The organism is Streptomyces sp. Ag109_G2-15 (assembly GCF_900215565.1).
Classification (GTDB): Bacteria; Actinomycetota; Actinomycetes; order Streptomycetales; family Streptomycetaceae; genus Streptomyces; species Streptomyces diastatochromogenes.
Genome location: NZ_OCNI01000001.1, coordinates 7,345,332 through 7,369,129 on the forward strand (window position 1 = coordinate 7,345,332; position 23,798 = coordinate 7,369,129).

A 23,798-nucleotide genomic window follows, 5' to 3' on the forward strand; every position below is an offset into this window, starting at 1 on the left:
GGGTACCCCGTCACGGGCGCTCAGCTCGCCATGGCGTCCAGCTCGGCGGCCGCGTCCTCGGGGAGGACCAGCGAGGCCGCGGCGATGTTCTCGCGCAGGTGCTCCGGGGACGAGGTGCCGGGGATGAGCGCGATGTTCGGCGAGCGGCGCAGCAGCCAGGCCAGGGCGACCTGCTGCGGCGCGGCGCCGAGCCCCGCGGCGACCTTCGACAGCGTCTCGGACTGCAACGGCGTGAACCCGCCCAGCGGGAAGTACGGCACGAAGGCGATGTTCTGCGCAGCCGTGAGCTCGATCAGCCGGTCGTCCTGCCGGTTGGCCAGGTTGTACAGGTTCTGCACGGTGACCACGGGCGCGATCGTCTGCGCCTCCGCCAGCTGCGCGACGGACGCGGCGCTGAGCCCCAGGTGCCGGATCAGACCCCGCTGCCGCAGCTCCGCCAGCGCACCGAACTGGTCGGCGAGCGAGTCCTCGTTCGGGGTGTCCATGTCGCCGAGCCGCAGATTGACCACGTCCAGCGTCTCCACCCCCAGGTGCCGCAGGTTCTCGTGCACCTGCGCCTTCAGATCCTCCGGGTGCCGGGACACGGCCCAGCTGCCGTCGGCTCCACGCCGCGCACCGACCTTGGTCACGATGTGCAGCTCGTCCGGGTAGGGGCGCAGGGCCTCCCTGATGATCTCGTTGACGATCACGGGACCGTAGAAGTCGGCGGTGTCGATGTGGGTGATGCCCGCCTCGACCGCCGCACGGAGCACCGCCACGGCCCGCGCCCGGTCCTTCGGCGGGCCGAACACATGCGGACCGGCCAGCTGCATGGCGCCGTAGCCCATGCGGGTCAGGGTCAGGCCGTCGGCCGGGGCGAGGGTCCCACCGAGCTGTGCAGTCATGTCGTACCTCTCGTGCTGTGCGAGGGCCACCGGTACGTCCGGTGCCCTGTCTCCACCGTGCGCCGAACATCCCCCGGGCGGCAGTGCCCCCACGTTCCTGGGAGTGACAGGGACAGCCACCGTCACCGGTACGGCCGTACGGTGGTGTCATGGACGGTACGAACGCGCTCGGCGAGTTCCTGCGCGCCCGCCGGGCGCAGGTACGGCCCGAGGACGTGGGGCTGCCCGGCTCGGGCCTGCGCCGGGTGCCGGGGCTGCGCCGCGAGGAGGTCGCGACGCTCTCCGGCATCAGCTCCGACTACTACCTGCGCCTGGAGCAGGGCCGCGACCGCAACCCGTCCGCACAGGTCCTGGAAGCCATCGCCCGGGTACTGCGGCTGGACGCCGACGCCACCTCCTACCTCCTCGGCCTGCCCCAGGACCGGCCCGCGTCCCGCCCCCGGGCGGCGCAGCGCCAGGAGCGGGTGCCGTCCAGCCTCCTGCAGCTCATCGACGGCTGGCCCCGCAACCCCGCCTACATCCAGAACCGGTACACCGACTGCCTCGCCGCCAACGCCCTCGCCACGGCCCTCACCCCGAACTACACACCGGGCGTCAACCTGCTGCGGGCCGTCTTCCTCGACCCGGCCGAACGCGCCCTGCGCCGGGACTGGGAGGACCTGACCGAGGAGGGCGTGGCCACCCTGCGCACCCACGCCGGGCCCGACACGGACGACCCCCGGCTGCGCGACCTGGTCGGCGACCTGTCCCTGCGCAGCGAACGGTTCCGCACGCTCTGGGCCCGGCACGACGTACGGCCCCGGCGCGGCCGCGTCAGTCACCTGAGCCACCCGCAGGTCGGCGACCTGGAACTGCACTCGAACAAACTCTCCGTGGACGGCACCGACGGACTCACCCTGGTCGTCTTCCACGCCGAGCCCGGCAGCCGCAGCGCCGAACTCCTCGACATCCTGGGCAGCCTCACGGCACCCCCGCGCGGCATCGCACAGGAGCATGTCGAGGAGCAGTAGCTCACCGGTCGCTTCCCGCCTCCGTCGCGACCGGGGGCCGCAGGCGGGGAGCCCTGGAGTAGAAGGCCGTGACCAAGGCCGACAGACCCGCGACGCACAGCAGGGCGGGGCCGGGACCGAGGCGCAGGAGCAGGGCTCCGGCGACCGCGCCGACGAAGACACCGCACAGGGTGGCAAGACGGCGCACCCGTGGCAGCACCGGGCCGGGCGGAGCGGCCGAGCGCCATGACAGAGCGTCCATGAGCGCCTTGACCAGGGTGATCTGCAGGACGGTCGTCGGCATGTCAGGGATGCCCGCCTGGAGCATCACACGGTTGCGCCACCCCATGGCGGCCGCGAGCAGGACGACGACGAGGGCCATGACGTGCTCGGGGGGCGTCTGCCGCCCGCTCGTGCCGACGGCGACCAGTCCGGCGGCCAGGAGCGTCGCCGTCTCGACGGCGAGGGCCCGAGTGAACCAGCGTCGTCCTCGACGGTGCAGCCGTACGACCAGGGTGTGGGCGGCGGCGACCCCGACCGCGAACGCGGCCAGGGCCTCGGCGGGCCGCGCGACCGGCGTTCCCGCGTTCGCCACCCCGAACCCGAGGAGCAGGACGTTGCCGGTGGCCAGCGCGGCGAACGCGTGCCCCAGGCCGAGGAAGGTGACCGCGTCGACGGCGGCGGCCGTCACGGTCAACGCGAACAGGACGACGACGATCCGGACCTCTCTGCGCGGCTGGTCACCCGGCACAGCACCCGGCGCCTGCGCGCCGGTCACCGGTCGCCCGCGCTCTGGCGGTCCTTGGCCGGGGGCACCGTTCGCATGGCCGCTCCTCTCGAGTCCGCGCGGTTCATCCTCCGGTGGCCCGCCGAGGTCCGCATCCGCAGGTGAGCCGACCGGCCTCGCCCCTTGACCGTGTCGTTCAGTCGGCGGCACGGATAGGGTGAGCAGTGATCAACCGGACGGGTGGGGATGAGGACAGCGGACGGCATGGGCGGCGGCACGGACAGGAACACCGGGGGCGGCGGACGACCCACGTCACGGGACGTCGCCCGGCTCGCCGGCGTGTCGCACACCGCCGTCTCCTTCGTGTTCAACGGCCGCGCCGAGGGAAACCTGTCGCCCGCCACCCAGGAACGCATCCGGCAGGCCGCCGCCCAGCTCGGCTACCGGCCCGACCCCGTCGCCCGCGGCCTGCGCCGCCGCCGTACGGCCGTGATCGGACTGGTCACCGACGAGATCGCCTCGTCCCCCTTCGCCGGCCGGCTGCTGCGCGGCGCCATGGAGACCGCCTGGGACAGCGACCACCTCGTGCTCACCATCGACTCCGGCGGCGACCCCGCCAAGGAGGACGCCGCGGTCGCCGAACTCCTCGACCGGCGCGTCGACGGCATCATCTACGCCGCGATGTCCCTGCGCCGGGTCCGCGTCCCCGAAGGACTCCACCGCACCCACTCCGTGCTGGCCAACTGCCTTCCGGAGGACGACTCACTGCCGTCCGTCGTCCCCGCCGAGCGGGCCGGCGGCCGTACCGCGGCCCGGCTGCTGCTGGAGGCGGGCCACCAGCGGATCGCGCTGGTCGGCGGGCAGGACGACATCGCCTCGGTCGAGCGGCTGCGCGGCTTCCGCGACGCCCTGCGCGCCGAGGGCATCACCGTGCCCAAGGAGTGGGTCGTCCGCACCGGCGGCGAGATCACCAGCGGCTACGAGGGCGCCACCCGGCTGCTGGAGGGCACCGAACCGCACCGCCGGCCGACCGGGATCTTCTGCTACAACGACCGGGTCGCGGCGGGCGTCCTGCACGCCGCGACCCGGCTCGGCATCGCCGTACCCGGCGATCTCTCTGTGGTCGGCTACGACGACCAGGAGCACATGGCCGCCTACCTCACCCCCGCTCTCACCACGGTCGCACTGCCGCACCGCGCGATGGGCGAGACGGCGGCCCGGCTGATGCTGGACGCCATCGACACCGGCCGCACCCCGCCCGCCACCGTCCGGCGCCTCGCCTGCCCGGTGGTCAGCCGCGCCTCGGTGGGACCTGCTCCCACGCGCTGACCTCGGCATTCCCCTCGACCACCAGCTCGGCGACGTCCTCCGGGCCGCGGTACACCCGCTCGGTCACCGTCGCCCGGTCCTCGACGAACAGTTCGAGGAGCGAACCGTCCACGAGCACACGGACCGTGAGGCACGGGCCGGGCGGGACGTCCACCGTGGCCGGGGCGGCGCCCTCGGCGCCCTCCCGGGGCCAGCCGCTCCGGTCCACTACCACCGTGCCCGCCTCCGGATCCAGCAGGATCGTGAGCGCACGGTCCGCCGCCCGCAGCAGCGTGACGGTCGTGCGGTCGCGGGCGGTCACCGTCAGGTCGTACGACACCGGAAGCGGCGCCAGGCCCGGCCCGCTCGCGAACGGCCGCTTGGCGCGCAGGAGTTCCAGCTCCGGAGCCGGGGCGACACGCAGCGATCCGTCCGGGTGGACGTCGACCACTCTGGGCGCGGTGAGCACACCGGCCCAACCCGCCTCCTGCACGGCCGAATCGTCCCGTGCCTCCCACGACCAGCCCCACATCAGGGCGCGACCGGGCTCCTGGAGGACCGCGGGGGCGTAGAAGTCCCGGCCGTGGTCGAGCCTGCCGCCGGAGCGCGCCGCGAGCCGCAACCCCCCGTCTCCCGCAGCCTCCAGACGGCCCGTCAGATACCCGGTACCGCAGGGCTTCCCGTCCCACAGGGACACCACCAGGACGTGCTCGCCGCCTTGTGCCTCGTACAGCTGCGGGCACTCCCAGCCGACCGCCTTGTCGCCGAACGCGGCGGCGGCCACCGGGTCATCGCCGTCCAGCAGCACTCCGGCGAAGCGCCACTCGGTCAGCTCGTCGCAGTCGTAGAGCAGGACGGACGGGGTGCCGTCGGCGTGTCCCGCGCCGACGAGGGCCCAGCGCCGGCCGGCGTGCCGGAAGACGAAGGGGTCGCGGAACATCACCACGTCGTGTCCGGCGGGCGGTCCCGCCACCACGGGCGTGGGCAGCGGCCGCCAGCACAGGAGCCGGTCGTCGTCCGGGTCCGCCGCCCGGGCCAGGCAGATCGTGCCGAGACCGGTGTGGGTGTGATCCACGCCGGTGTAGACGGCGGTGGGGGTGCCCGCGTCGTCGACCACGCACCCCGACCAGCAGCCGGCCTCGTCCGGGCCGCCGGGTGTCGGGGTGAGGGCGATGGGGTGGTGCTCCCAGTGGACCAGGTCGGCGCTGGAGACATGGCCCCAGTGGACGTTCGCGTGGACCGGTGCTGCCGGGTTGTGCTGGTAGAAGAGGTGGTAGTGGCCGCGCCAACGGAAGGGGCCGTTTGGGTCGTTGATCCAGTTGGCGGGCGGGCGGACCCGGAAGCGCGGGGCGTGCGGGTCCGGGGCGGGAGCGGCGACGCTCAACGGTTGACTCCTGCGGAGGTGATGCCCTCGCGAAGAGGGCGCTGGCCGACGAGGAACACGGCGACGGCGGGGAGCATCGAGAGGACGACACCGGCGAGGACCACCGAGATGGAGCCGGTGCCGAGGTTGCCCTGAAGGGAGACCAGACCCAGCGGCAACGTGTAGTTCTGCCCGGAGGTCTCCAGGATCAGCGGGCGGAAGAACTCGTTCCAGTGGTAGTTGAAGGCGAGTACGCCGACGATCGCCAGGCCCGGAGTGGCCAGCGGGGCGTACACCGACCGGAAGATCCGCCAGGGCCCGGCGCCGTCCAGCATTGCCGCCTCGCCGAGGTCCTTCGGCATACCCAGGAAGTACTGGCGCATCAGGAAGGTGCCGAACGCGGTCGGGAACGCCGGGATGATCAGACCGAGCAGCGTGTCGGTCAGACCCATCGACTTGAGCACCAGGAACACCGGGACGATCGTGACCTGCAGGGGGACCATCATGGTCGCCAGGACCAGACCGAACAGCGGCCGCTTGAAACGGAAGTCGAGCCGGGCGAACGCGTAACCCGCAAGACCCGCGGTGACCATCTGACCGACAGCGATCAAAGCGGTCACCAGGGTCGAGTTGAGCGCGAGCAGCCAGACGTCGATCTGGTCGAACACCCCGTGATAGGCGGCGGTGCTCGGATGGGTCGGAACGATCTGCGGCGGCAGATTGAACGAGTCCGCCGGAGTGCGCAGCGAGGTCGAGACGGTCCAGATGACCGGGCCGAGGGTCAGCAGCGCGCACACGGTCAGTCCGGCGATCCGCGCCCACGGCCCGAGCGAGTACCGGGCGCGGCTGAGGGACAGGGTTGCTTGGCTCAAGGGACTCACCCGGCTCACTGGTAGTGGACGAAACGCCGGCTGAGCCGGAACTGGACGGCGGTCACCGCCATGATCAGCACGAACAGCAGCACGCCCACCGCGGACGCCTCGCCGAAGCGCAGCTGCTCGAAGGCCTTCTCGTAGATGACCATCACCACGGTGCGGGTGGAGTCGCCGGGACCGCCGTCGGTGAGCACGTACGGCTGCTCGAAGACCTGGAGCGCGTTGATGATGCCGACCACCGAGGCCACCAGCAGCGTCGGCGAGAGCAGCGGCAGTGTGATGGACAGGTGCTTGCGCAGACCGGTCGCGCCGTCGAGGGCGGCGGCCTCGTGGATTTCCTTCGGGATGTTGTTCAGCCCGCCCACGAACAACAGGAACGAGAAACCGAACTGTTGCCACACGTACACGATGATCACCGTCGCCATCGCGCCGTGCTCGGACGTCAGCCACGGCACGGGAGCGATCCCGAACAACCCGATCAGCCAGTTGATCACGCCGAAGTCCTGGTTGAACAGGTACTTCATCACGACCGATATGGACGCGGCCGACAGCACCAGCGGGAAGAAGAACGCCGAACGGAACACCGAGCGCAGCCAGGTCGGCATCCGCCCGTTCAGGGTGAGCGCGAGCACCAGAGCGATCAGGAGTTGCGCGGCGACCGCGAAGACCATGAAGACGAGCGTGTTGCGGAACGAGACCAACACGGTCGAATCGGTGAACACCTCACGGTAGTTGGCCGTTCCGGCGAAATCGGGCGAGTCGATCACGTTCCAGTGGAAGAGGCTCAGCACGACCGAGCCGATGATCGGTACGACCGTGAAGACCACGATGCCGACCACCGTCGGCGCCAGGAACAGCGCGGCGAGCAGCCGCGTCCCCCGCTCCCGCACCGAGGGCCGGGCCGCCGTCGCGGGCGGGGTCACGGCCCGTGGCCGTACGGTGGGAATCTGGGTGTTCGTCATACGTCACGCTCCATGGCCTTCTCCAGATCGCCCTGCATGCGGCGCAGCGCGGGCCCCACCGAGCGCGGGCTCGCCAAGGCAGTCCCGGTGTGCTTGAGCAGCACCTGCGTGACCTCGGCGACCTGCGGCGGGGCCGGTATGGGCCCGGTGTCGGGGAACTTGTCGAGGGTGTCGTAGAAGACCCGCCAGTGCGCCGGGCCGGTCTCCCGGTAGCGGGCGTCGGTCAGCATCGAACGGCGCGCCGGGGTCGTCTGGTTCGTCGTGAACAGCCGGGTCAGGGTGTCCCGGCGGGCGGAGTACTTGATGAACTCCCAGGCCGCGTCCTGCTTCTTCGAGGTGCGCAGCAGCGCGTAGCCCGCCGCGCCGAACTGGTGGCGCTGGGTGCGCCAGCGGGGGAAGTACTGCACGTCGAAGCCGTCGTCCCGCATGCCCGCGAGGTGCAGACCGCCGGCCCAGAAGCCGCCGGCGGGCGTGACCCCGACCCGGCCGGTGGAGAACACCCCGATCAGGTTCTGGCCGTTGCCGCCCTCGGGGCGGGTGCACAGGTCCTCCTGGATGAGCTGGGCCAGGTAGTCGTACGCCTCCGTCACCCGGTCGGCGGTGGCCTGCGGGGTCGTCCAGCGGAAACCGCCCCCGCGCCCCTGCCGCTGCGCCGCCGGATAGAAGGAGTCCCACAGCCAGCTGCCGCCGGGCGCCTTGGACTCGGCCAGCAGGTTGGTGCCGTTGGCGAACAGCCAGGGCACCACACCGCCCCACAGCCGGTTGGTCCAGAAGTAGGGCGTGAAGTGGGAGTCGCTGGCCTTCTTCATCCGGCGCAGCAGGTCGGTGAAGTCGTCGCGGGTCCAGTCGTCCGCCGGGAAGTCGGCGCCCGCCCGCTTCAGCACCTGCGTGTTGAGGTACATGTCGGCCGCGTTGAACTCGATCGGCAGCTGGTACAGGCTGCCCTCGTACATCATCGACTCGACCAGCGAGGGGTGGACGTCGGCGAAGTACTCCTTCAGCTCCGCCGCGTCCCGTTTCACCCAGCGGTCCAGCGGGACACCGAGGCGCCGGGCGAACAACTGCACGCCCTCGGTGGCCACATAGACCAGGTCGGGCGCGGTGCCCGCCGCGATCTGGGTGAGGATCTTCGCGAAGAAGTCCGACCAGTCGACGGCCTGGACCGCGTTGACCCGGACCTTGATGTCGGGGTGCAGCTTCTGGAAGCCCTCGACGAGGGCGCGGACCCCGTCCGGGGAGAACGCGGAACCCAGGGTGGCGACGACGAGCGAGCCGTCGTCACGGCCCGGGATGTCGGCCCCGGTGAGCCGGTCCCAGCTCGCGGCGGTACCGGCCAGCGCGGCGGCCCCCGCGCCGTAGGCCCCGTACCGCAGCATCGTGCGGCGGGAGAGGAGCGAGTCGGTCATCCATGTGCCTAACTCGTGTTAGTAAAGGTCTGATGCCCCAGATGATGAGAAGCCGGTTACGTCCCTGTCAAGGCGCGGGAACGCTTGACCTTTAACGAGTTAGGTCTACAGTCCTGGTCTCATGATTCGTCACGAGAGGGGCAATGCGTGATGCGTGGTCTGACCAGAAGAGCCCTGTTCGCCGGATCCGCCGCCGGAGCCGGCGCGGCGCTGCTGCCCACGGGTCCCGCCCAGGCGAGACCGAACTCCAAACCGGCCCGCACCTGCGTCAGTTACCGCGCCGGCTACCACTTCACAGTCCCCGACCAGTGGAAGAACGACCCGCAGCGCCCGGTCTGGATCGACGGCGAGTACCACTACTACTACCTCTACAACGCCGACTACCTCGCCGGTGGCGAGGTGGGCACCGCCTGGCGCCTGGCCACCAGCACCGACCTGGTCTCCTTCACCGACCGGGGCATCGCCGTGCCGAAGGACACCACGGTCAATGGCGATGTGTGGTCGGGCTCGGCCGTGGTCGACAGCGGCGGCACGGCGGGCTTCGGCGCGGGCGCGGTGCTCGCCGTCGTCACGATGTCACCCGGCGGCGGCACCGACCACCAGGCGCAGTTCCTGTACTACTCGACGGACGGCGGCCGCACCTTCACGAACCACGGCACCGACCCCGTGCTGCCGAGTCCGGGCGTGGGTGCCGACTTCCGCGACCCCAAGGTCATCCGGGACGAGGACCACGACCGCTGGGTGATGGCCCTGGCCGAGCACAACAAGATCGGCTTCTATCACTCGGCGGACCTCAAGTCCTGGACGTACACGGGCGGTTTCGTCAAGGACGGCATCGGCGTCCTTGAATGCCCCGACCTCTTCCGGATCACCGCCGACGACGGCACCGGCAAGTGGGTGCTGGGCGTGAGCGCGGACGGCACCGGCTCCGGGCAGCCCAACACGTACGCGTACTGGACCGGTTCCTTCGACGGCGGCGCGTTCACGGCCGACGCGGCCGATCCGCAGTGGCTCGACCACGGCTGGGACTGGTACGGGGCGGTCACCTTCGAGAAACGGGACACGGCGGGATCGGTGGACCCCACCGCGCGCTACGCCCTCGGCTGGCTCAACAACTGGGCCTACGCCCACACCACCCCCACCATCGACGCCGACGGTTTCAACGGCACCGACTCCGTCGTCCGCGAGATCACCCTCAAGAAGTCCGCCTCCGGCGGCTACCACCTCGCCTCCCGGCCGGTCGCCGCCCTCGACTCGTACGTCTCCCGCACGGTGCACCTCGGCGACCTCACCGTCGAGGGCACCCGCCTCCTCGACTACACCGGCATCTCCTACGAGCTGACCACGGAGATCACCTGGTCCCAACTCACCGGCGCAGGGGTCCAGTTGCGCCGCTCCCCGGACGGCGGACGGCACATCGACGCCGGGGTCTGGGGCGACTACGCCTTCCTCAACCGGCGCGGCACCGTCAACCCGGACACCAGCGGCAACCGGCAGGAGAGCCACACGCCCTTCGACCCGTCGGCCGGCCGGGTGCGGTTGCGCATCCTGGTGGACCGCACGTCCGTCGAGATGTTCGTGGACGACGGCCGGTACGTGCACTCCAGCGAGGTGTTCCCGTACCTGGTGGACGACCGGTTGGCGCTGTTCACGGCCGGCGGTACGGCTGTCTTCCGGAACACGGTCGTCCGGGAGTTCACCGTGTGAGGGCCGGGATGTCACGATCTGCGGGGAACCGGTACCGACGAGCATCGGAGCGCGCATGACGACGCACAGGGCCACTGCGGAGCAGACCGAGCGGGTCGACGGCGTGGAGGTGAAGCCGGTCGCCGGGTACATCGGAGCCGAGATCACCGGCGTCGATCTCGCCGGGCCGCTGGACGACGCCGTGGTGGCCCTGATCCGGCAGGCCGTGCTGCGCTGGAAGGTGGTGTTCTTCCGCGGGCAGGAGCTGGACCACGCCGCTCACATCGCCTTCGCCCGCCGCTTCGGTGAGCCGGTCGTGCTGCCGCGCCGCGGTCCGCACTCCCCGCCGGACTTCCCCGCGATCGAGACGACCGCCGACCGGCTGGAACTGGCCGGAGGGTACGGCATGGAGCGCGACGAGTGGCTGCACCGGCGCCGGCACACCCTGCTGCGCGGCTGGCACTGCGACCACGGAGCCCGGATCGACCCGCCGGCCGCGACCATCCTGCGCGCCGAGACCGTCCCGCCCTACGGCGGCGACACCACCTGGGCCAACCTGGCCGCCGCCTACGCCGGGCTCTCGGCGCCGGTCCGTGCCTTCGTGGACGGGCTGCGCGCCGAGCACCGGCTCGGCGTGGGCTACCAGCCCCGGCCAGGCGACGACGCGTACGTCCGCCACCTCCTGGACCACCAGGTCGTCTCCGAGCACCCCCTGGTGCGGGTGCACCCGGAGACGGGGGAACGGGTGCTGTTCGTCAACGGCTACTACCTGGAGGAGATCGTCGGCCTCTCACGTCCGGAGAGCACGGCGATCCTGGAGATGCTCGTGGAACAGGCGGTCCGCCCCGAGTACACGGTCCGCTTCCGCTGGGAGCCGGGCAGTGTGGCCTTCTGGGACAACCGGGCCACCATCCACCTGGCCCCGAGCGACCACGCCCACGTCGGATCGCCCCGGATCATGCACCGGGTGATGCTCGCCGGTGACGTACCGGTGGGCGTGGACGGCAAGCCGTCCGAGCCGGTCACCGGTACGGAGCCGGGCCGTTGGTGAGTGAGCCTCAGCCCGCAGGGTGCCACCCCAGGGCCGGTCCCAGCTTCGTCGCCAGGTCGGTCAGGATCTGCACGTAGTCCTCGTGCCCGAAGGTGAACGGCAGTGCGAACGCCACCTCGTCGATCTCGCGGAACGCGGCGTGCGCGTGCAGCCGCTCGGCGAGTTCGTCCGAGGTGCCGACCAGGTCCGGGGCGAAGAGCAGCCGCGCCGGGCCCTGCGGGGAGGCCGTCCGGGGGAGGCGCTTGGCCGCGTACTCCTCGTACTTGGCCCGCTGCTCGGGGCTCGCGGAGTCGGTGGGGATCACCACCAGGCCCTGGGAGACGCGGGCCGCCTCCCCGTCGGGGTGCTGGGCGCGGAAGGCGCGGATGTGGGACAGCTGGATCTCGGCGAAGTCCAGCGGCCCGTCCGGGTCCTCGGCCTTGACGACGCTGCTGGTCAGGAAGTTCATGCCGTGTTCGCCCGCCCAGCGCGCCGAGCCGAGGCTGCCGCCGCCGTACCAGAGGCGCCGGCCGAGCCCGGGGGAGTGCGGCTGGACGACATCGGAGAACACCTCGAAGCCCTCCACCCCGCTGAAGTCGGTGGCCGGCTTGCCGCGGACGAAGTCCAGCAGCCGCCGTACCCGCTCGTAGCCAAAGTCCTCCGCGTCTGCGGTGTCCGGGTACAGGGCCTCCTTGACCTGCTCGAAGTGCATCGGCGGGCCCGCGCTGACGCCCGGGTTCAGCCGGCCGCCGGACAGGATGTCCACGGTCGCCAGGTCCTCGGCGAGGCGCAGCGGGTTCTCCCAGCCCAGCGGGATCACCGCCGTGCCCAGCTCGATGCGCCGGGTGCGCTGCGAGGCCGCCGCCAGCACCGCGACCGGGGACGAGATGCCGTACTGGAGGTGCCGGTGGCGGACCCAGGCGCTGTCGAAGCCCAGCCGCTCGCCCAGCTCGATGATCTCCAGCGTGGACTCGTGGCCCGGGCCCGGGTCGGCCGCGTCGAACAGCCCGATGGTGAGGAAGCCCAGTTTGCGCAGCGGGCGGGGGGTGGACGGCACGGGCTCCTCCATCGGTCGTACGTCGGTTCTGCCCCGATTCTGGCAGGCCAGTGTGACAACCGTGTGATCAGTTCAGCGGGATGGTGACCTCGTCCTCGACCGGCGGATCGAGTTCCTGGGCGAGCTTGCCCGTCGCCGCGAAGCACCGCAGCCGTACCGCCTCCGGGGTGACGTCCAGGCGCAGGAAGCACTTGAAGAACGGCGGGCTGTAGGTGTCGGAGGCGGGCGAGAACAGCTGGGTGTAGATCTTGCGCACGGGCAGCCGGAAGCGGGAGGCGTGGTCGGGGCGGCCGCCGGTGCCCAGCAGGCTCGCGACCAGGCGGGTGCGTCGGGTGACCCGGGTGTCCGGGCTGGGCGCCCGGCCCGGCTCGATGCCGAGCCGTTCGGCGACGACGGCCGTCGCCTCGGAATCGGTGAGGGTGAAGAAGCGGCGCAGGCGCAGGCGGCGGCCGTACAGGCGGCTGTAGAAGGCCAGCGAGTCGCCGCGCAGCGGATAGCAGCGGAAGGCCCGCTCGGTGACGCCCGCGACCGACACCCGCGGGATGGTGTGCGTGGCGTGCATGAACGCGCCGCCGCCACCCGCGACCACGTACTGGACCGTCCGGCCGTCCACGTCGACCGGGTAGCGCTGGTAGTTGTGGATGTCGCCGCCGATCGCGGCCACGTAGTGGTGCGCCGGGTCGCGGACGATGTCGTCGACCGTGCCGCCGCCCTCGATGGCGCAGGGGTGGTGCTCGCCGTCCACGTACAGCGGCGAGCCGGTGATCAGGATCTTCGGCTTCGGCCCGCGGGAGACCTCCCGCAGCCAGGCGCCCTGTTCGGCGTCGATCGTGCCCAGCAGCCCGGTGTCGATGCCGACGATCCGCACCGGACCGGCGTCGATCGCCCAGTACGGCCCCGGCTGTACGGCCTGTTGTCCCGGAGCCGACCTCAACTTCCGTGCGTCGGCGAGGTGTTGCCCGTCCGCCGGGCGTGCCCGGTGCCAGAGCAGGGCACGCCACCAGGCCCGGCCGAGCGGGCGGGTCGCGGGCTCGGGGGCGGGCGGCGGGGCGTCGGCGCAGAAGACGCGCATGAACGCGCCGAGGTCCTCGTACCAGTCATGGTTGCCCGGGATCGCGTAGATGGGCGCCGGGTAGTCCTGGTACGGCCGGAAGAACTTGACGCCGTAGTCGTCCGCGCTGCCGACGGGATAGATGACGTCGCTCGCGATCACCGCGAACTCCGTGTCCTGACTCACCTTCAGAAAGCCTGGCACGACGGCGTACTGGGAGTCGTCGCCCTCGCCGGTGTCGCCGAAGACCATGAAGGAGAACCGGTCCGGCACCTCCCGCCGGACCACCTTGTCGGCGGGTGTTCCCGCCTCGGCCTGCCGGGCCACCAGGCGGCTGCGGGTACGGCCCGTCGGGTCACCGAACCAGGACGAAAGGACCCCGTTGCGGGCGGCCAACAGGGTCTTCGGGTTCAGCCACGACAGCTTCTCGACGTGGCCGGGCATGAGCTGCTGGTAGGTGCCGCGTTCGGACGGGCCCCAGCCGGCGCCCTGTGCGGTATCGCGTGAGGAGTCAGACACGCGGTGCACGGTAACAACGATCCGATCACGGTGCGCAGGGTGGGGCCTGGCACGATGCGTCCCGGACCCGCACCGGCCGAGAGGCCCGCATGACCGGCGAGAACACCTCCGCCCCCGACTTCCTCGACCTCGTAACCCCGCCCGGCTCGGCCGCGTGGCCTGGCAGCACTCCGTCGACCCGGCCATGCCGGGCGTGCGGGACGTCGTGGCCGCTCTGCCGGCCACGCCCTGGCTGAGCGCCGAGGAGCGCGAGGACGCGCGGGTGCCGGGCCGGGACGGGGTGCGGCACACGGCCGACCAGACCGTCCTGACCCACCTGCTCACCGTCCTCGACACGTCCGGTCTGCATGCCCCGGTCAGGGCGACCCTCAGGGCCGCCTGCGGCGACTCGCCGACACCCTCAGACCGGTGGAGGCCCGGGAACAGCAGGTCATGGCAGCCGAGTTGATCGACGCCTACCTGGCCGACCCGCGTTCGGTGCGGCTCGACCCGCTGCCCCGGGTTCAGCCCGGCGCGCCGAACTGAGGGTGGATCCGATCAGTCCACGGTCAGTGAGAACGGTCCGGCCAGCACCGAGTAGCCGTCATTGGCGAGGTAGTACACGTCGTACTTGCCCGCGCCGCTCAGCTTGCCGGTGGAGAAGGTGGCCGCGCCGCTGGCGTTGGGCGTGTAGGCCCAGGTCAGTGCGGACTTCTGGCCCGGGGTGACCCCGGCCGGGTAGATGCCGATCCAGTTCTTCGCGCTGACCTGCGCGGCGGACGGGACCGCGTACCGGAACGTGACGTTGCCGCCGTTCGCGACCGCGTTCAGGTCGCCGGTGAGCGTCGGTGCCGTCACGGTGGACGGTGCGAAGGCGGCGTTCAGCGGCGTCGCGTAGGTGTCGTTGGCCGTCAGGCCGGGCAGGCCGAGGGCCGCCTCGATGGTGCGGGCGATGCCGTAGTGGTCGTAGTGGACGGGGCTGTTGGTCCCGGCCGGGACGGTGCCCTGGGAGCCGACGACCGTGGTGACGATGTGGTTGTACGCCTCGCTGTTGCTCTCGTCCCAGGTCAGGACGAGCAGCGAGCGCTGCTGGGTCCAGGCGGGGGAGGACAGCACCGGGGCGAGGGTCTGCTTCAGCCAGCCGTCCTGCGTCTTGAGGCTGGTGGCGTTGCCGTTGCCGGAGGCCCCGCCGTCGTAGTAGTCGTCGGCGGCGATCCAGGAGAAGTTCGGTGTGGTCGCGGCCGACCGCAGGTCGGTGGTCAGCTGCGAGGTGTCGAACAGGTGGGCGGCGCAGCGCGACGCGTTGCCGCTGATGTCGGTGTAGTTGATGAACGGGGCGTCGTCGGGCTCGTAGTAACTGTCGTTGTTGTTCTTGGTGTTGCAGGGCGTGCCCATGCCCTGTTCGTAGGCCTTCCAGCTCTTCCCGGCGTCCTCCAGGGTGTCGCCCAGGTTGCGCTGCGGGGAGTTGATGTTGGGCCAGTACGTGGCGCCCTTGGCGTAGGTGTCGCCGCCGGCGACGGCGAGGTAGTTCTCGTCGCTCGGGTGGTAGACGCCGTGGAAGTCGGTCAGCGTCGCGCCCTGGGTCATCAGGCTGTGCATGTAGGGCGTGTCGGCCGGGTCGTTCATGACCGCCGAGTAGTCGGTGTTCTCCATCATGACCATGAACACGTGGTCGTAGCCGGGCACCTGCGACGCGGGCGGGGCGAGCGGGGCCGGCGAGGTGACCGGGGTGTTCAGGGTGAGGGAGAGGTTGTCGAGGTAGCCGGTCTCGTGCGACGTCGACAGGAACTGCACCTCGACCTGGATCGACCGGGTCCCCGCGGGCACCGGGCCGGTGGCGCTGCGGGACAGGAACTTGGTGGCCAGGCCCCGGTCGGACGCCGAGACCGTCGGCAGCTTGGCCGTCGCGCCGAGCGGGTGGCCGCTCGCGTCGTGGAAGTGCAGGCCGACCGCGACATAACCGCCGTAGGTCGTCCAGCCGCCGAGCCAGCCGGAGAGGTTGTAGCTCACGCCGCCGCCGTCGACGGCGGCGGCCGCCGAGGAGACGTCCACGGTCTGTGACATCGAGCCGTCACCGAAGTTGCCGGGCCCGAAGAAGGCCTTGCCGGGGGCCTTGCCGTCGCCGGGCAGCCCGAAGGACCCGGCGGTGTGGCACATGACGTCCGGGCCGCCGGCCTCGGTGGTCCAGCCGGGCACCGTGGTGGCCGCGGCCCAGTCGTCGGTGCAGTAGCCGCCGGCCTCCGCATCGCCGTTGACGATCAGATTGCCGCTGCTCCCGGCCGCGTGGGCCGGGGGAGTACAGACGATCAGTGCGCCGAGGAGGGCCAGCAGCCCGCCGAGGGATCTCCAGCGCAGTCGCATGCGTGTACCTCGTCCCGTTCAAGAGGGTGTCGTGAGGGGGTGGGCCGTACGGCCCGGCTGTGCACGATGAACGGGACATGGGTATCGGTCCACGCTGTCGAACGGAAGAACCGATGCCAAACTTGACCAGACAAGTTGGCATGGTGTCGGTCAGGCGGCGCCCTGCTGTGCGGCCTCGCCGGGCGCCGCCAGCCAGGGCATTCGATGGACGAGGGCGTCGCGCATCCTCGTGAGCGCCGCGATCCTCTCCTCCAGCTCGGCCACCCGGCGTGCGCCCACGCCATAGTTGTCGGCGCACGCCGGCGAGTAGGCGAAGACCTCCGGCAGATCGGTGTCGAGGTACCGCACGAACGACTTCACGTCCTCGACGGTGAACCCGGAGGCCAGCAGGTCGCGGACGTTGTGGACCCGGGTCTCCGCGGCCGGGTCGTAGACGCGGTAGCCGGCCGACGTCCGGGCGGACTCCAGCAGGCCCTGCTCCTCGTAGTAGCGCAGGGCGCGGGTCGTCGTGCCCGTCCGTGCCGCCAGCTCGCCGATCAGCATCTGTCTCCCCCTCCGAACTCCCGCTCAGGCTACCGGCGTTCACCCAGCCGCATCGGTGAGGCGGACCACGGTCTTCCCGGTGTACCGGCCGCCGACCAGGTCCAGGAGCGCCTGCGGCGCGCCGGCCAGCCCTTCGACCACCGTCTCGTCGTAGACGATGGATCCCTCGCGCAGCCAGCCGCGGAACTGCTCACCGAACTCCGCGGCCCGGTCCAGGTGGTCGAAGAGGGTGAAGCCCCGGATCGTCAGGCGCTTGCCCGCGACGCTCAGCAGGTCACCGGGCCCGTCGTCGGGACGGCCCGTGCGCTGCCGGTTGAGCGCCCCGCACACCGCGATGCGGCCGTGCACGTTCATGACCTCGACGGCGGCCCGCAACTGCTCGCCGCCCACATTGTCGAAGTACACGTCGATGCCGTCCGGCGCGGCCGCGCGCAGCCGGTCCAGTACGGGACCGTCGTGGTAGTCGAAGGCCGCGTCGAACCCGAGCGTGCCGGTCAGGTGGGCCACCTTCTCCGGCGATCCCGCGCTGCCGATCACCCGGGCCGCGCCCTTGAGCCGTGCGATCTGCCCGGCGAGGCCCCCGGTGGCCCCCGCCGCACTGGAGACGAAGACCGTGTCCCCGGGCCGCAGTCGAGCCGCCTCCATGAGCCCGACGTAGGCGACCAGCCCGAAGCCCAGGTGCATGGACGGGCTCGGGTAGGCCCTCTCGTCCACCCGGCGGAACCCCTGCGCACCGGCCACCGCGTACTCCCGCCAGCCCAGCCGGTGCACCACCACGTCGCCCTCGCTCAACGACGGATCCGCCGAGGCGACCACCTCGCCGACGGCGTTCCCGTACATCACCTCTCCCACCTCGTAGCCGGGCATGGGCAGTTGGGAGCCGCCGGACATCAGCAGAAGCATGCCGGGATCGAGGGACATGAACAGGTTGCGCACCAGGACCTGGCCCGGTGCGGGGTCGGGGACGGTCGTCGTGACGATCCGGAAGTGGTCGGGGGTGGGGAACCCGTCGGGCCGTGCGGCGAGTCGGACCTCCACACCGGTACGGGGGAGGCGGGAAGAGGCAGGCGGCAACGCGCTCGTGGTGAAGGACGTCATGCGGGCGACGCTAGACATTGACCCCTACGTGAAGGTCAACCCGACCCTGCCGACCAACGGCCCCTGGCACGGCTTCCAGGTGGACCGGCAGCGCCTCGACGCACTCCTGCTGGACCGGGCGCGCCAGGCGGGCGCGGAGGTCCGCCTCGGCTGCCGGGCCCTGGAGCCCGTGGTGGCGGGCGGGGCAGTGACCGGCGTCCGCTTCTCGGGCGGGGCATGGCCGCCCCTGCGGACGCGGACAGTCATCGACGCGACCGGGCGGGCCCGCTGGCTGAGCCGCGCCCTCGACCTGACCGCGCCGCCGTGCTCACCGCGGCTGCTGATCTGGTACGGCTACGCGAGCGGGGCCTGTGCGCAGCGTGACGCGGCGCCCGCGATCGTCGCCGACGACACCGGCTGGACATGGACCGCACGGGTGGGGCCCGCGCGGTACCAGTGGATGCGGCTGGACTTCGTTCCACGACGGGGGCGGAAGTACGGGCCGCCGCGGGAGTTCGCCGGGCTGGAGTCCGAGGCCCCGGCCCGTGCGGCGGACGTCAGCTGGCGGCTGTGCCCTGAGCCCGCCGGGCCGGGTTGGTTCGTGACGGGCGACGCGGGCGTCCTGCTGGACCCGGCCTCCTCGCACGGCGTACTGCGGGCCCTGCTGTCCGGCTGGACGGCGGGTTCACTGACCGCGGCGGCCGCCGCCCGGGCCCTCGACCCCGGCCGGGCAGCGGGCATCTACCGGCAGTGGCTGCACGAGGGCGCGGAACGCGACATGATCCACCTGTCCGCCCGCTACGCCACACTCGGCGCCCGCGGCTTCGGTCGAGCGGAAGGCGCTTGACGGGCATGACCCCGGGCTGGGCGATTTCGACGAGGCGCACCGGCTCACCCGCCCCCTGCTGCTGATCCACGGCCTCGCCGACACCAACGTCCGGCCCGCCCACACCCCGCTCCTGTCCGAGGCGCTGCTCGCGGCGGGCCGCCCGCATGAGGTGCTGCTCCTGCCCGGCACCGGACACCAGCCGATCGGCACCGACCTCACCGGCGACCTGCTGCACCATCAGGCCCGCTTCCTGCGGGAGCACTTGGGGGCCAGACCGGCGGGAGTGTCCCGGGCTGCCCCGTCCGTATAGGGAAAACCCTCGATTGACCCCGACGTGGCTGACATGTGCGAGTCAAAGCTGAAATCCTCCCCCCGCACACGGATCCTCCAAGGTGTGTGCACGGATCACGGTCCCCGCACAGCTCAGCTCGTCCCGGGCAGCACACCCGTCTGCCCGGTCTGTCACCGGCCGCGACCCGGCGGCCGCAGCAGGAGGAGTACGAGTGAGACGTCTTCCCCACAGACGGGCCACGGTCGGAGCCGCACTGGTCTCCACCGCCGCCTTCCTCGCCGTCGGCATCCAGTCGGTTCCGGCGACCGCCAAGCCCGCAGGCCCCCACCCCAGCCCCGTTCGCACCGGAGGCCTGGAGGCCAAGCTCAGCCCCGCCCAGCACTCCGCGCTGATCAAGAGCGCCAAGGAGAAGACCGCCGCGACCGCCCGCACCCTCGGGCTCGGCGCGCAGGAGAAGCTGGTCGTCAAGGACGTCGTCAAGGACAACGACGGCACGCTGCACACGCGTTACGAGCGCACCTACGCCGGCCTCCCCGTCCTGGGCGGCGACCTCGTCGTGCACACCCCGCCCGCCTCCCTGGCCGCGGGCACCGTGAGCACGACCTTCAACAACAAGCAGAAGATCAAGGTCACTTCCACCACCGCGACCTTCACCAAGTCCGCCGCCGAGACCAAGGCCCTCAAGGCAGCCAAGGCCCTCGACGCGAAGAAGCCCACCACCGACAGCGCCCGCAAGGTGATCTGGGCCGGCCACGGCACCCCGAAGCTCGCCTGGGAGACGGTGGTCGGCGGCTTCCAGGACGACGGCACGCCCAGCCAGCTCCACGTCATCACCGACGCCACCACCGGCAAGGAGCTGTACCGCTACCAGGCGATCAAGACGGGCACCGGCAACACCCAGTACAGCGGCTCGGTCAGCCTCACCACCACGCTGTCGGGTTCGACGTACCAGCTGTACGACACCACGCGCGGCGGCCACAAGACCTACAGCCTGAACAACGGCACCTCCGGCACCGGCACCCTGATGACCGACTCCGACGACGTCTGGGGAAACGGGTCCGGCTCCAACACCCAGACCGCCGGGGCTGACGCGGCCTACGGGGCCCAGACGACCTGGGACTTCTACAAGAACACCTTCGGTCGCAGCGGCATCAAGAACGACGGCGTCGCCGCCTACTCGCGCGTCCACTACAGCAGCGGCTACGTCAACGCCTTCTGGGACGACAGCTGCTTCTGCATGACCTACGGCGACGGCTCGGGCAACACCCACGCCCTGACCTCGCTGGACGTCGCCGGCCACGAGATGACCCACGGCGTCACCTCCAACACCGCGGGCCTCGAGTACAGCGACGAGTCCGGTGGCCTGAACGAGGCGACCTCCGACATTTTCGGCACGGGCGTGGAGTTCTACGCCAACAACAGCTCGGACGTCGGCGACTACCTCATCGGCGAGAAGATCGACATCAACGGCGACGGCTCGCCGCTGCGCTACATGGACAAGCCGAGCAAGGACGGCGGATCCGCCGACAGCTGGTACTCCGGCGTCGGCAACCTGGACGTGCACTACTCCTCGGGCCCCGCGAACCACATGTTCTACCTGCTCTCCGAGGGCAGCGGCACCAAGGTCATCAACGGCGTCACCTACAACAGCCCGACCTCCGACGGCGTCGCCGTCACCGGCATCGGCCGGGCCGCGGCCCTGCAGATCTGGTACAAGGCGCTGACGACGTACATGACGTCCAGCACCGACTACGCCGCCGCCCGCACCGCCGCCCTCAACGCGGCAGCGGCCCTCTACGGCACCAACTCCACCCAGTACGCCGGGGTGGGCAACGCCTTCGCCGGCATCAACGTCGGCAGCCACATCAACCCGCCGAGCAGCGGGGTGACGGTCACCAACCCGGGCAGCCAGACCGCCACCGTCGGCACCGCGGTCAGCCTGCAGATCCAGGCGAGCAGCACCAACAGCGGTGCCCTCACCTACAGCGCCTCCGGGCTGCCGGCCGGCCTGTCGATCAACAGCTCGACCGGCCTGATCTCCGGCACCCCCACCACCGCGGGCTCCTCCAGCACCACGGTCACGGTGACCGACTCCACCGGCGCCACCGGCACCGCGACCTTCGGCTGGACGGTCAACCCCACCGGCGGCGGCTGCTCCTCGACCCAGCTGCTGAGCAACCCGGGCTTCGAGTCGGGCAGCACCGGCTGGACGGCGACCAGCGGAGTCATCGGCACCGACAGCGGTGAGGCGGCCCACAGCGGCTCCTACAAGGCCTGGCTCGACGGCTACGGCTCCTCGCACACCGACACCCTGTCCCAGTCGGTGACGATCCCCGCGGGCTGCAAGGCGACCCTGACCTTCTACCTGCACATCGACACCGCGGAGACCACCACCAGCACCCAGTACGACAAGCTGACGGTGACCGCGGGTTCGAAGACCCTGGCCACCTACTCGAACCTCAACAAGGCCTCCGGCTACAGCCAGAAGTCCTTCGACCTGTCCTCGCTGGCGGGCTCGACGGTCACGCTGAAGTTCAACGGAGTCGAGGACTCCTCGCTCCAGACCAGCTTCGTCGTGGACGACACCGCTCTGACGACCGGCTGAGTCCCCCGTCACGGTCCCGCACCCCCGTGGGTGCGGGACCGCGGCATGTCAGGAGAGCGGATCCAGCGTCAGATACGCCTGCTGCGGGCCGCCGTCATGGACCAGCGACTCCTGGTTCCCGACGTCGTCGAAGGCGAAGGCGTACGCCTTGCCGTCGGCCGTCTGCGCGTGGATCTTGCGCGCGTAGTGGTTGGTCACCGGATCCTGGTAGAAGTTCGCCGCCGAGGTGTCCGGCTGGTTGGGGTTCACCAGCAGGGTGGAGCGGTTGAAACCGGCGCACAGCGTGCGCGAGATGGGGCCGCGCACCTGGTCGTTGGGCGCGTCGAGCAGCTTGTGACAGCCGAAGATGCTCGATGCGTCCGGCTTCTGGAAGCTCGTGACGACCGCGCCGGAGGAGTTGGTGAAGTTCATGACGTTCCCCGAGACCCGGCCGTAGTACTTGGTGTTCGGCTGGTCGGTGAACGGGGTGACGGTCAAGGTCGACGTCGCGTACTTCTGCCACACCCGGTTGACGTAGTCGTCCATCACGTTCGCCGGCAGGGCCCCGGTCTCCACGCCGTACAGCGGGGACAGGGCGCGCAGCACGGTGCCGTCGGAGCGCGTCTGGATCAGGTTGGCCCAGCCGCCCGGCTGTCCGCGCAGCGCGTTGAAGAACCCGGTCCAGCCACCGGACTTCAGGTGCCCGGTGCTGCTCACACTGCCGTCGGCCCGCTGCACGCCGACCGCGTACGGCGCCGAGAACATGTCCACCTGGGTGCTGTTGAGCCACAGCCCGGAGTCGTTCAGCGTGTACTCCGACCAGTTGAACAGGATGTTCCGGTTGGGGTCGGACGGGTTCTGCACGGCCGGCTGCACCAGCCCGCCGGTGGTCAGCCGGAAGTCGAGCTTCTGGCCGTAGGAGAAGTAGATCCGGCCGGAGAACTTCGGTATCCGGATCGTCTTCGACTGCCCGGCTGCGGGCCCCGCGATAGCCGCGTCCGGCGCGGGAGTCGGCGGGTTGCCGCCTGCGGGCCAGGCGTGGAAGGTGCCGTTGGCGTCGGCCCAGCCCTGCTGTCCCGAGGACAGCTGGGTGCCGAGGTCATAGACGTACACCGGGTCGGAGCGGCCCGAGTTGTTGGTGATCTTCAGGGGGATGGTGTCCGGCACGGCGGCGCCGGCGTGGTCCGGCGCGACCAGTGTGAGCAGGCCGCCGACGAGGGCCGCTGCGGCCGCCAGGGGCAGCGCGGGGCGCGTGATGCTGGGGGGCACTCTCCACCTCCGTGTGGGGTCGGGGTCGTACGGACATTGGTCCGTACCTGCTTGAGAGCGCTCTCAGGGTTGCGGTCGGGTGCGTGCATGTCAATGAGTTGGACGGGAATCGAGTGGGACGGGATCCGGGGGCGCCCGTCGCACGGCGGGCGCCCTCCGGCCTCAGAAGGCGCGCTTCAGCAGATCGAGCAGGGCCGCCCAGTGCCGCTCGTCGGCCTCGCGGTTGTAGGCGGGGGTGTCGGCCTGCGTGTAGCCGTGCTGCGCCCCCGGGTAGACCTCCCAGGTGTTCCGTACGCCGGCGGCGGTGAGCGTGTCCGCCAGGAGCCGGATCTGCTCCTCGGGCATGGAATGGTCCTGGTCGGCGTGGCCGAAGTACAGCTCCGCGGTGATGTGCTCGGCGCCGCGGTGCGGGCTGTCCGGCGCGTCGGTGGCCAGCCGGCCGCCGTGGAAGCCGGCCGCCGCGGCCACCCGCTCGGGGTGGGTGGCCGCCGTGCGCAGGGCCAGGCGGGCGCCCATGCAGTAACCGGTGAGCGCGACCGGGCCGTCGGCGACCAGGGGGCTGTCGGCCAGCCAGCCCAGATAGGCGTCCGCGTCGCGCTTGGTCTGCTCGGCGGTGAGGGAGGCCATGACCGGGCCGATCCGCTCCCAGATGGTCGGGTCGGCCGCGGGGTCGATGAACTCCGGGATCTCTCCGATCGGGGTGCGGCCGTGCCGGTAGAAGACGTTCGGCACCAGGACCGTGTAACCGGCGCTCGCGAGCCGGTCGGCCATCGCCCTCAGCTGCGGCCGCAGGCCGTAGGCGTCCTGGTAGAGCAGGACGCCCGGACGGGGGTTCCCGTCCGCGGGGTGGGCGAGGTAGGCGTCGGCGGTGCCGTCCTCGGTCGGGATGTCGACGGCTGTTCCCTGTACGGCGGTCATGCTGAGAAGCCTCCTGAGGAGTCAGCGGCGGGAGGCGGAAGCCCCTCCGTGCTGCGTGTACGTCCCATGCTGCCACGCAAGATCCACAC

General features: G+C 71.2%; 21 protein-coding genes. 8 read left to right on the plus strand and 13 right to left on the minus strand.

The genetic code is table 11. The annotated features are described in order from the left end of the window. Positions 1 to 20 precede the first annotated feature (20 nt). Positions 21 to 884, minus strand: coding sequence for an oxidoreductase (locus tag CRP49_RS33085; RefSeq protein ID WP_097257669.1), 864 nt, complete (start codon positions 882 to 884; stop codon positions 21 to 23). Between the two features lie 149 nt (positions 885 to 1,033). On the opposite strand from CRP49_RS33085, the gene CRP49_RS33090 reads away from it, so the two are divergent. Next, complete coding sequence (locus CRP49_RS33090; RefSeq protein WP_097256654.1) at positions 1,034 to 1,894, plus strand: helix-turn-helix domain-containing protein; 861 nt, start codon at positions 1,034 to 1,036, stop codon at positions 1,892 to 1,894. 1 nt (position 1,895) lies between these two features. Here the strand turns inward: CRP49_RS33090 and CRP49_RS33095 are convergent, their stop codons facing one another. Continuing rightward, the gene (locus tag CRP49_RS33095) at positions 1,896 to 2,624 is read right to left on the minus strand and encodes a YoaK family protein (protein WP_179851827.1); all 729 of its coding nucleotides are present in this window, start codon (positions 2,622 to 2,624) and stop codon (positions 1,896 to 1,898) included. A 222-nt stretch (positions 2,625 to 2,846) separates the two neighbouring features. Here CRP49_RS33095 and CRP49_RS33100 point away from each other — a divergent pair, with 222 nt between their 5' ends. Beyond that, entirely contained in the window at positions 2,847 to 3,929 is a 1,083-nt protein-coding gene (locus CRP49_RS33100) for a LacI family DNA-binding transcriptional regulator (protein ID WP_097256656.1), read from the plus strand. Here CRP49_RS33100 and CRP49_RS33105 read toward each other — a convergent pair. From CRP49_RS33105 to CRP49_RS33120, 4 genes are read right to left on the minus strand one after another with little or no spacing between them, the layout of a single operon-like run. Next, complete coding sequence (locus tag CRP49_RS33105; protein ID WP_097256657.1) at positions 3,892 to 5,292, minus strand: glycoside hydrolase family 32 protein; 1,401 nt, start codon at positions 5,290 to 5,292, stop codon at positions 3,892 to 3,894. The two genes, CRP49_RS33100 and CRP49_RS33105, sit on opposite strands and share 38 nt — an antisense overlap. Then, positions 5,289 to 6,143: a carbohydrate ABC transporter permease gene (locus tag CRP49_RS33110; RefSeq protein ID WP_097256658.1), complete on the minus strand. Its 855-nt coding sequence runs from the start codon at positions 6,141 to 6,143 to the stop codon at positions 5,289 to 5,291. The genes CRP49_RS33105 and CRP49_RS33110 overlap by 4 nt, the downstream gene beginning before the upstream one ends. Before the next feature lie 14 nt (positions 6,144 to 6,157). After that, positions 6,158 to 7,108 carry a carbohydrate ABC transporter permease gene (locus CRP49_RS33115; RefSeq protein ID WP_097256659.1) on the minus strand — a complete coding sequence of 317 codons (951 nt, stop codon included), beginning with the start codon at positions 7,106 to 7,108 and terminating at the stop codon, positions 6,158 to 6,160. Beyond that, positions 7,105 to 8,514 carry an extracellular solute-binding protein gene (locus tag CRP49_RS33120; RefSeq protein WP_097256660.1) on the minus strand — a complete coding sequence of 470 codons (1,410 nt, stop codon included), beginning with the start codon at positions 8,512 to 8,514 and terminating at the stop codon, positions 7,105 to 7,107. Before CRP49_RS33120 ends, CRP49_RS33115 begins: the two co-directional genes overlap by 4 nt. Before the next feature lie 150 nt (positions 8,515 to 8,664). Between CRP49_RS33120 and CRP49_RS33125 the strand changes: the two genes are divergently transcribed. Then, positions 8,665 to 10,221 (plus strand): GH32 C-terminal domain-containing protein, encoded by a 1,557-nt coding sequence (locus CRP49_RS33125; protein WP_097256661.1) that lies wholly within the window; start codon positions 8,665 to 8,667, stop codon positions 10,219 to 10,221. A 55-nt stretch (positions 10,222 to 10,276) separates the two neighbouring features. Further along, entirely contained in the window at positions 10,277 to 11,251 is a 975-nt protein-coding gene (locus CRP49_RS33130; RefSeq protein ID WP_097256662.1) for a TauD/TfdA family dioxygenase, read from the plus strand. A 7-nt stretch (positions 11,252 to 11,258) separates the two neighbouring features. Here CRP49_RS33130 and CRP49_RS33135 read toward each other — a convergent pair whose 3' ends face one another. After that, positions 11,259 to 12,287 carry an LLM class flavin-dependent oxidoreductase gene (locus CRP49_RS33135; protein ID WP_097257670.1) on the minus strand — a complete coding sequence of 343 codons (1,029 nt, stop codon included), beginning with the start codon at positions 12,285 to 12,287 and terminating at the stop codon, positions 11,259 to 11,261. Between the two features lie 67 nt (positions 12,288 to 12,354). Next, positions 12,355 to 13,857: a metallophosphoesterase gene (locus tag CRP49_RS33140; RefSeq protein WP_097257671.1), complete on the minus strand. Its 1,503-nt coding sequence runs from the start codon at positions 13,855 to 13,857 to the stop codon at positions 12,355 to 12,357. A 154-nt stretch (positions 13,858 to 14,011) separates the two neighbouring features. Here CRP49_RS33140 and CRP49_RS33145 point away from each other — a divergent pair, with 154 nt between their 5' ends. Next, positions 14,012 to 14,305, plus strand: coding sequence for a hypothetical protein (locus tag CRP49_RS33145; protein ID WP_097256663.1), 294 nt, complete (start codon positions 14,012 to 14,014; stop codon positions 14,303 to 14,305). A gap of 89 nt (positions 14,306 to 14,394) precedes the next feature. Here the strand turns inward: CRP49_RS33145 and CRP49_RS33150 are convergent, their stop codons facing one another. The 3 genes from CRP49_RS33150 to CRP49_RS33160 all read right to left on the minus strand — a co-directional run bounded on the left by CRP49_RS33150 (position 14,395) and on the right by CRP49_RS33160 (position 17,838). After that, positions 14,395 to 16,197, minus strand: a complete 1,803-nt coding sequence (locus CRP49_RS33150; protein WP_097256664.1) for an alkaline phosphatase family protein — start codon at positions 16,195 to 16,197, stop codon at positions 14,395 to 14,397. Between the two features lie 150 nt (positions 16,198 to 16,347). After that, positions 16,348 to 16,740, minus strand: coding sequence for a MerR family transcriptional regulator (locus CRP49_RS33155; RefSeq protein WP_097256665.1), 393 nt, complete (start codon positions 16,738 to 16,740; stop codon positions 16,348 to 16,350). 39 nt (positions 16,741 to 16,779) lie between these two features. After that, positions 16,780 to 17,838: an NADP-dependent oxidoreductase gene (locus CRP49_RS33160; protein WP_097256666.1), complete on the minus strand. Its 1,059-nt coding sequence runs from the start codon at positions 17,836 to 17,838 to the stop codon at positions 16,780 to 16,782. Here CRP49_RS33160 and CRP49_RS33165 point away from each other — a divergent pair. The 3 genes from CRP49_RS33165 (at position 17,837) to CRP49_RS33175 (ending at position 21,543) form a co-directional block, all read left to right on the plus strand. Beyond that, positions 17,837 to 18,664 carry an NAD(P)/FAD-dependent oxidoreductase gene (locus tag CRP49_RS33165; protein ID WP_107487124.1) on the plus strand — a complete coding sequence of 276 codons (828 nt, stop codon included), beginning with the start codon at positions 17,837 to 17,839 and terminating at the stop codon, positions 18,662 to 18,664. The genes CRP49_RS33160 and CRP49_RS33165 overlap by 2 nt on opposite strands. 64 nt (positions 18,665 to 18,728) lie before the next feature. Next, positions 18,729 to 18,956, plus strand: coding sequence for an alpha/beta hydrolase family protein (locus CRP49_RS33170; protein ID WP_373560404.1), 228 nt, complete (start codon positions 18,729 to 18,731; stop codon positions 18,954 to 18,956). 193 nt (positions 18,957 to 19,149) lie between these two features. After that, the gene (locus tag CRP49_RS33175; protein WP_097256669.1) at positions 19,150 to 21,543 is read left to right on the plus strand and encodes a M4 family metallopeptidase; all 2,394 of its coding nucleotides are present in this window, start codon (positions 19,150 to 19,152) and stop codon (positions 21,541 to 21,543) included. Positions 21,544 to 21,591: 48 nt separating this feature from the next. Here the strand turns inward: CRP49_RS33175 and CRP49_RS33180 are convergent, their stop codons facing one another. Together CRP49_RS33180 and CRP49_RS33185 are read right to left on the minus strand one after the other, a co-directional pair. Continuing rightward, positions 21,592 to 22,791 (minus strand): glycoside hydrolase family 64 protein, encoded by a 1,200-nt coding sequence (locus CRP49_RS33180; protein ID WP_097256670.1) that lies wholly within the window; start codon positions 22,789 to 22,791, stop codon positions 21,592 to 21,594. Between the two features lie 162 nt (positions 22,792 to 22,953). Beyond that, a complete protein-coding gene (locus tag CRP49_RS33185) occupies positions 22,954 to 23,709 on the minus strand; it encodes a dienelactone hydrolase family protein (protein WP_097256671.1) in 756 nt (251 codons plus the stop codon). Between the last annotated feature and the right edge of the window lie 89 nt (positions 23,710 to 23,798).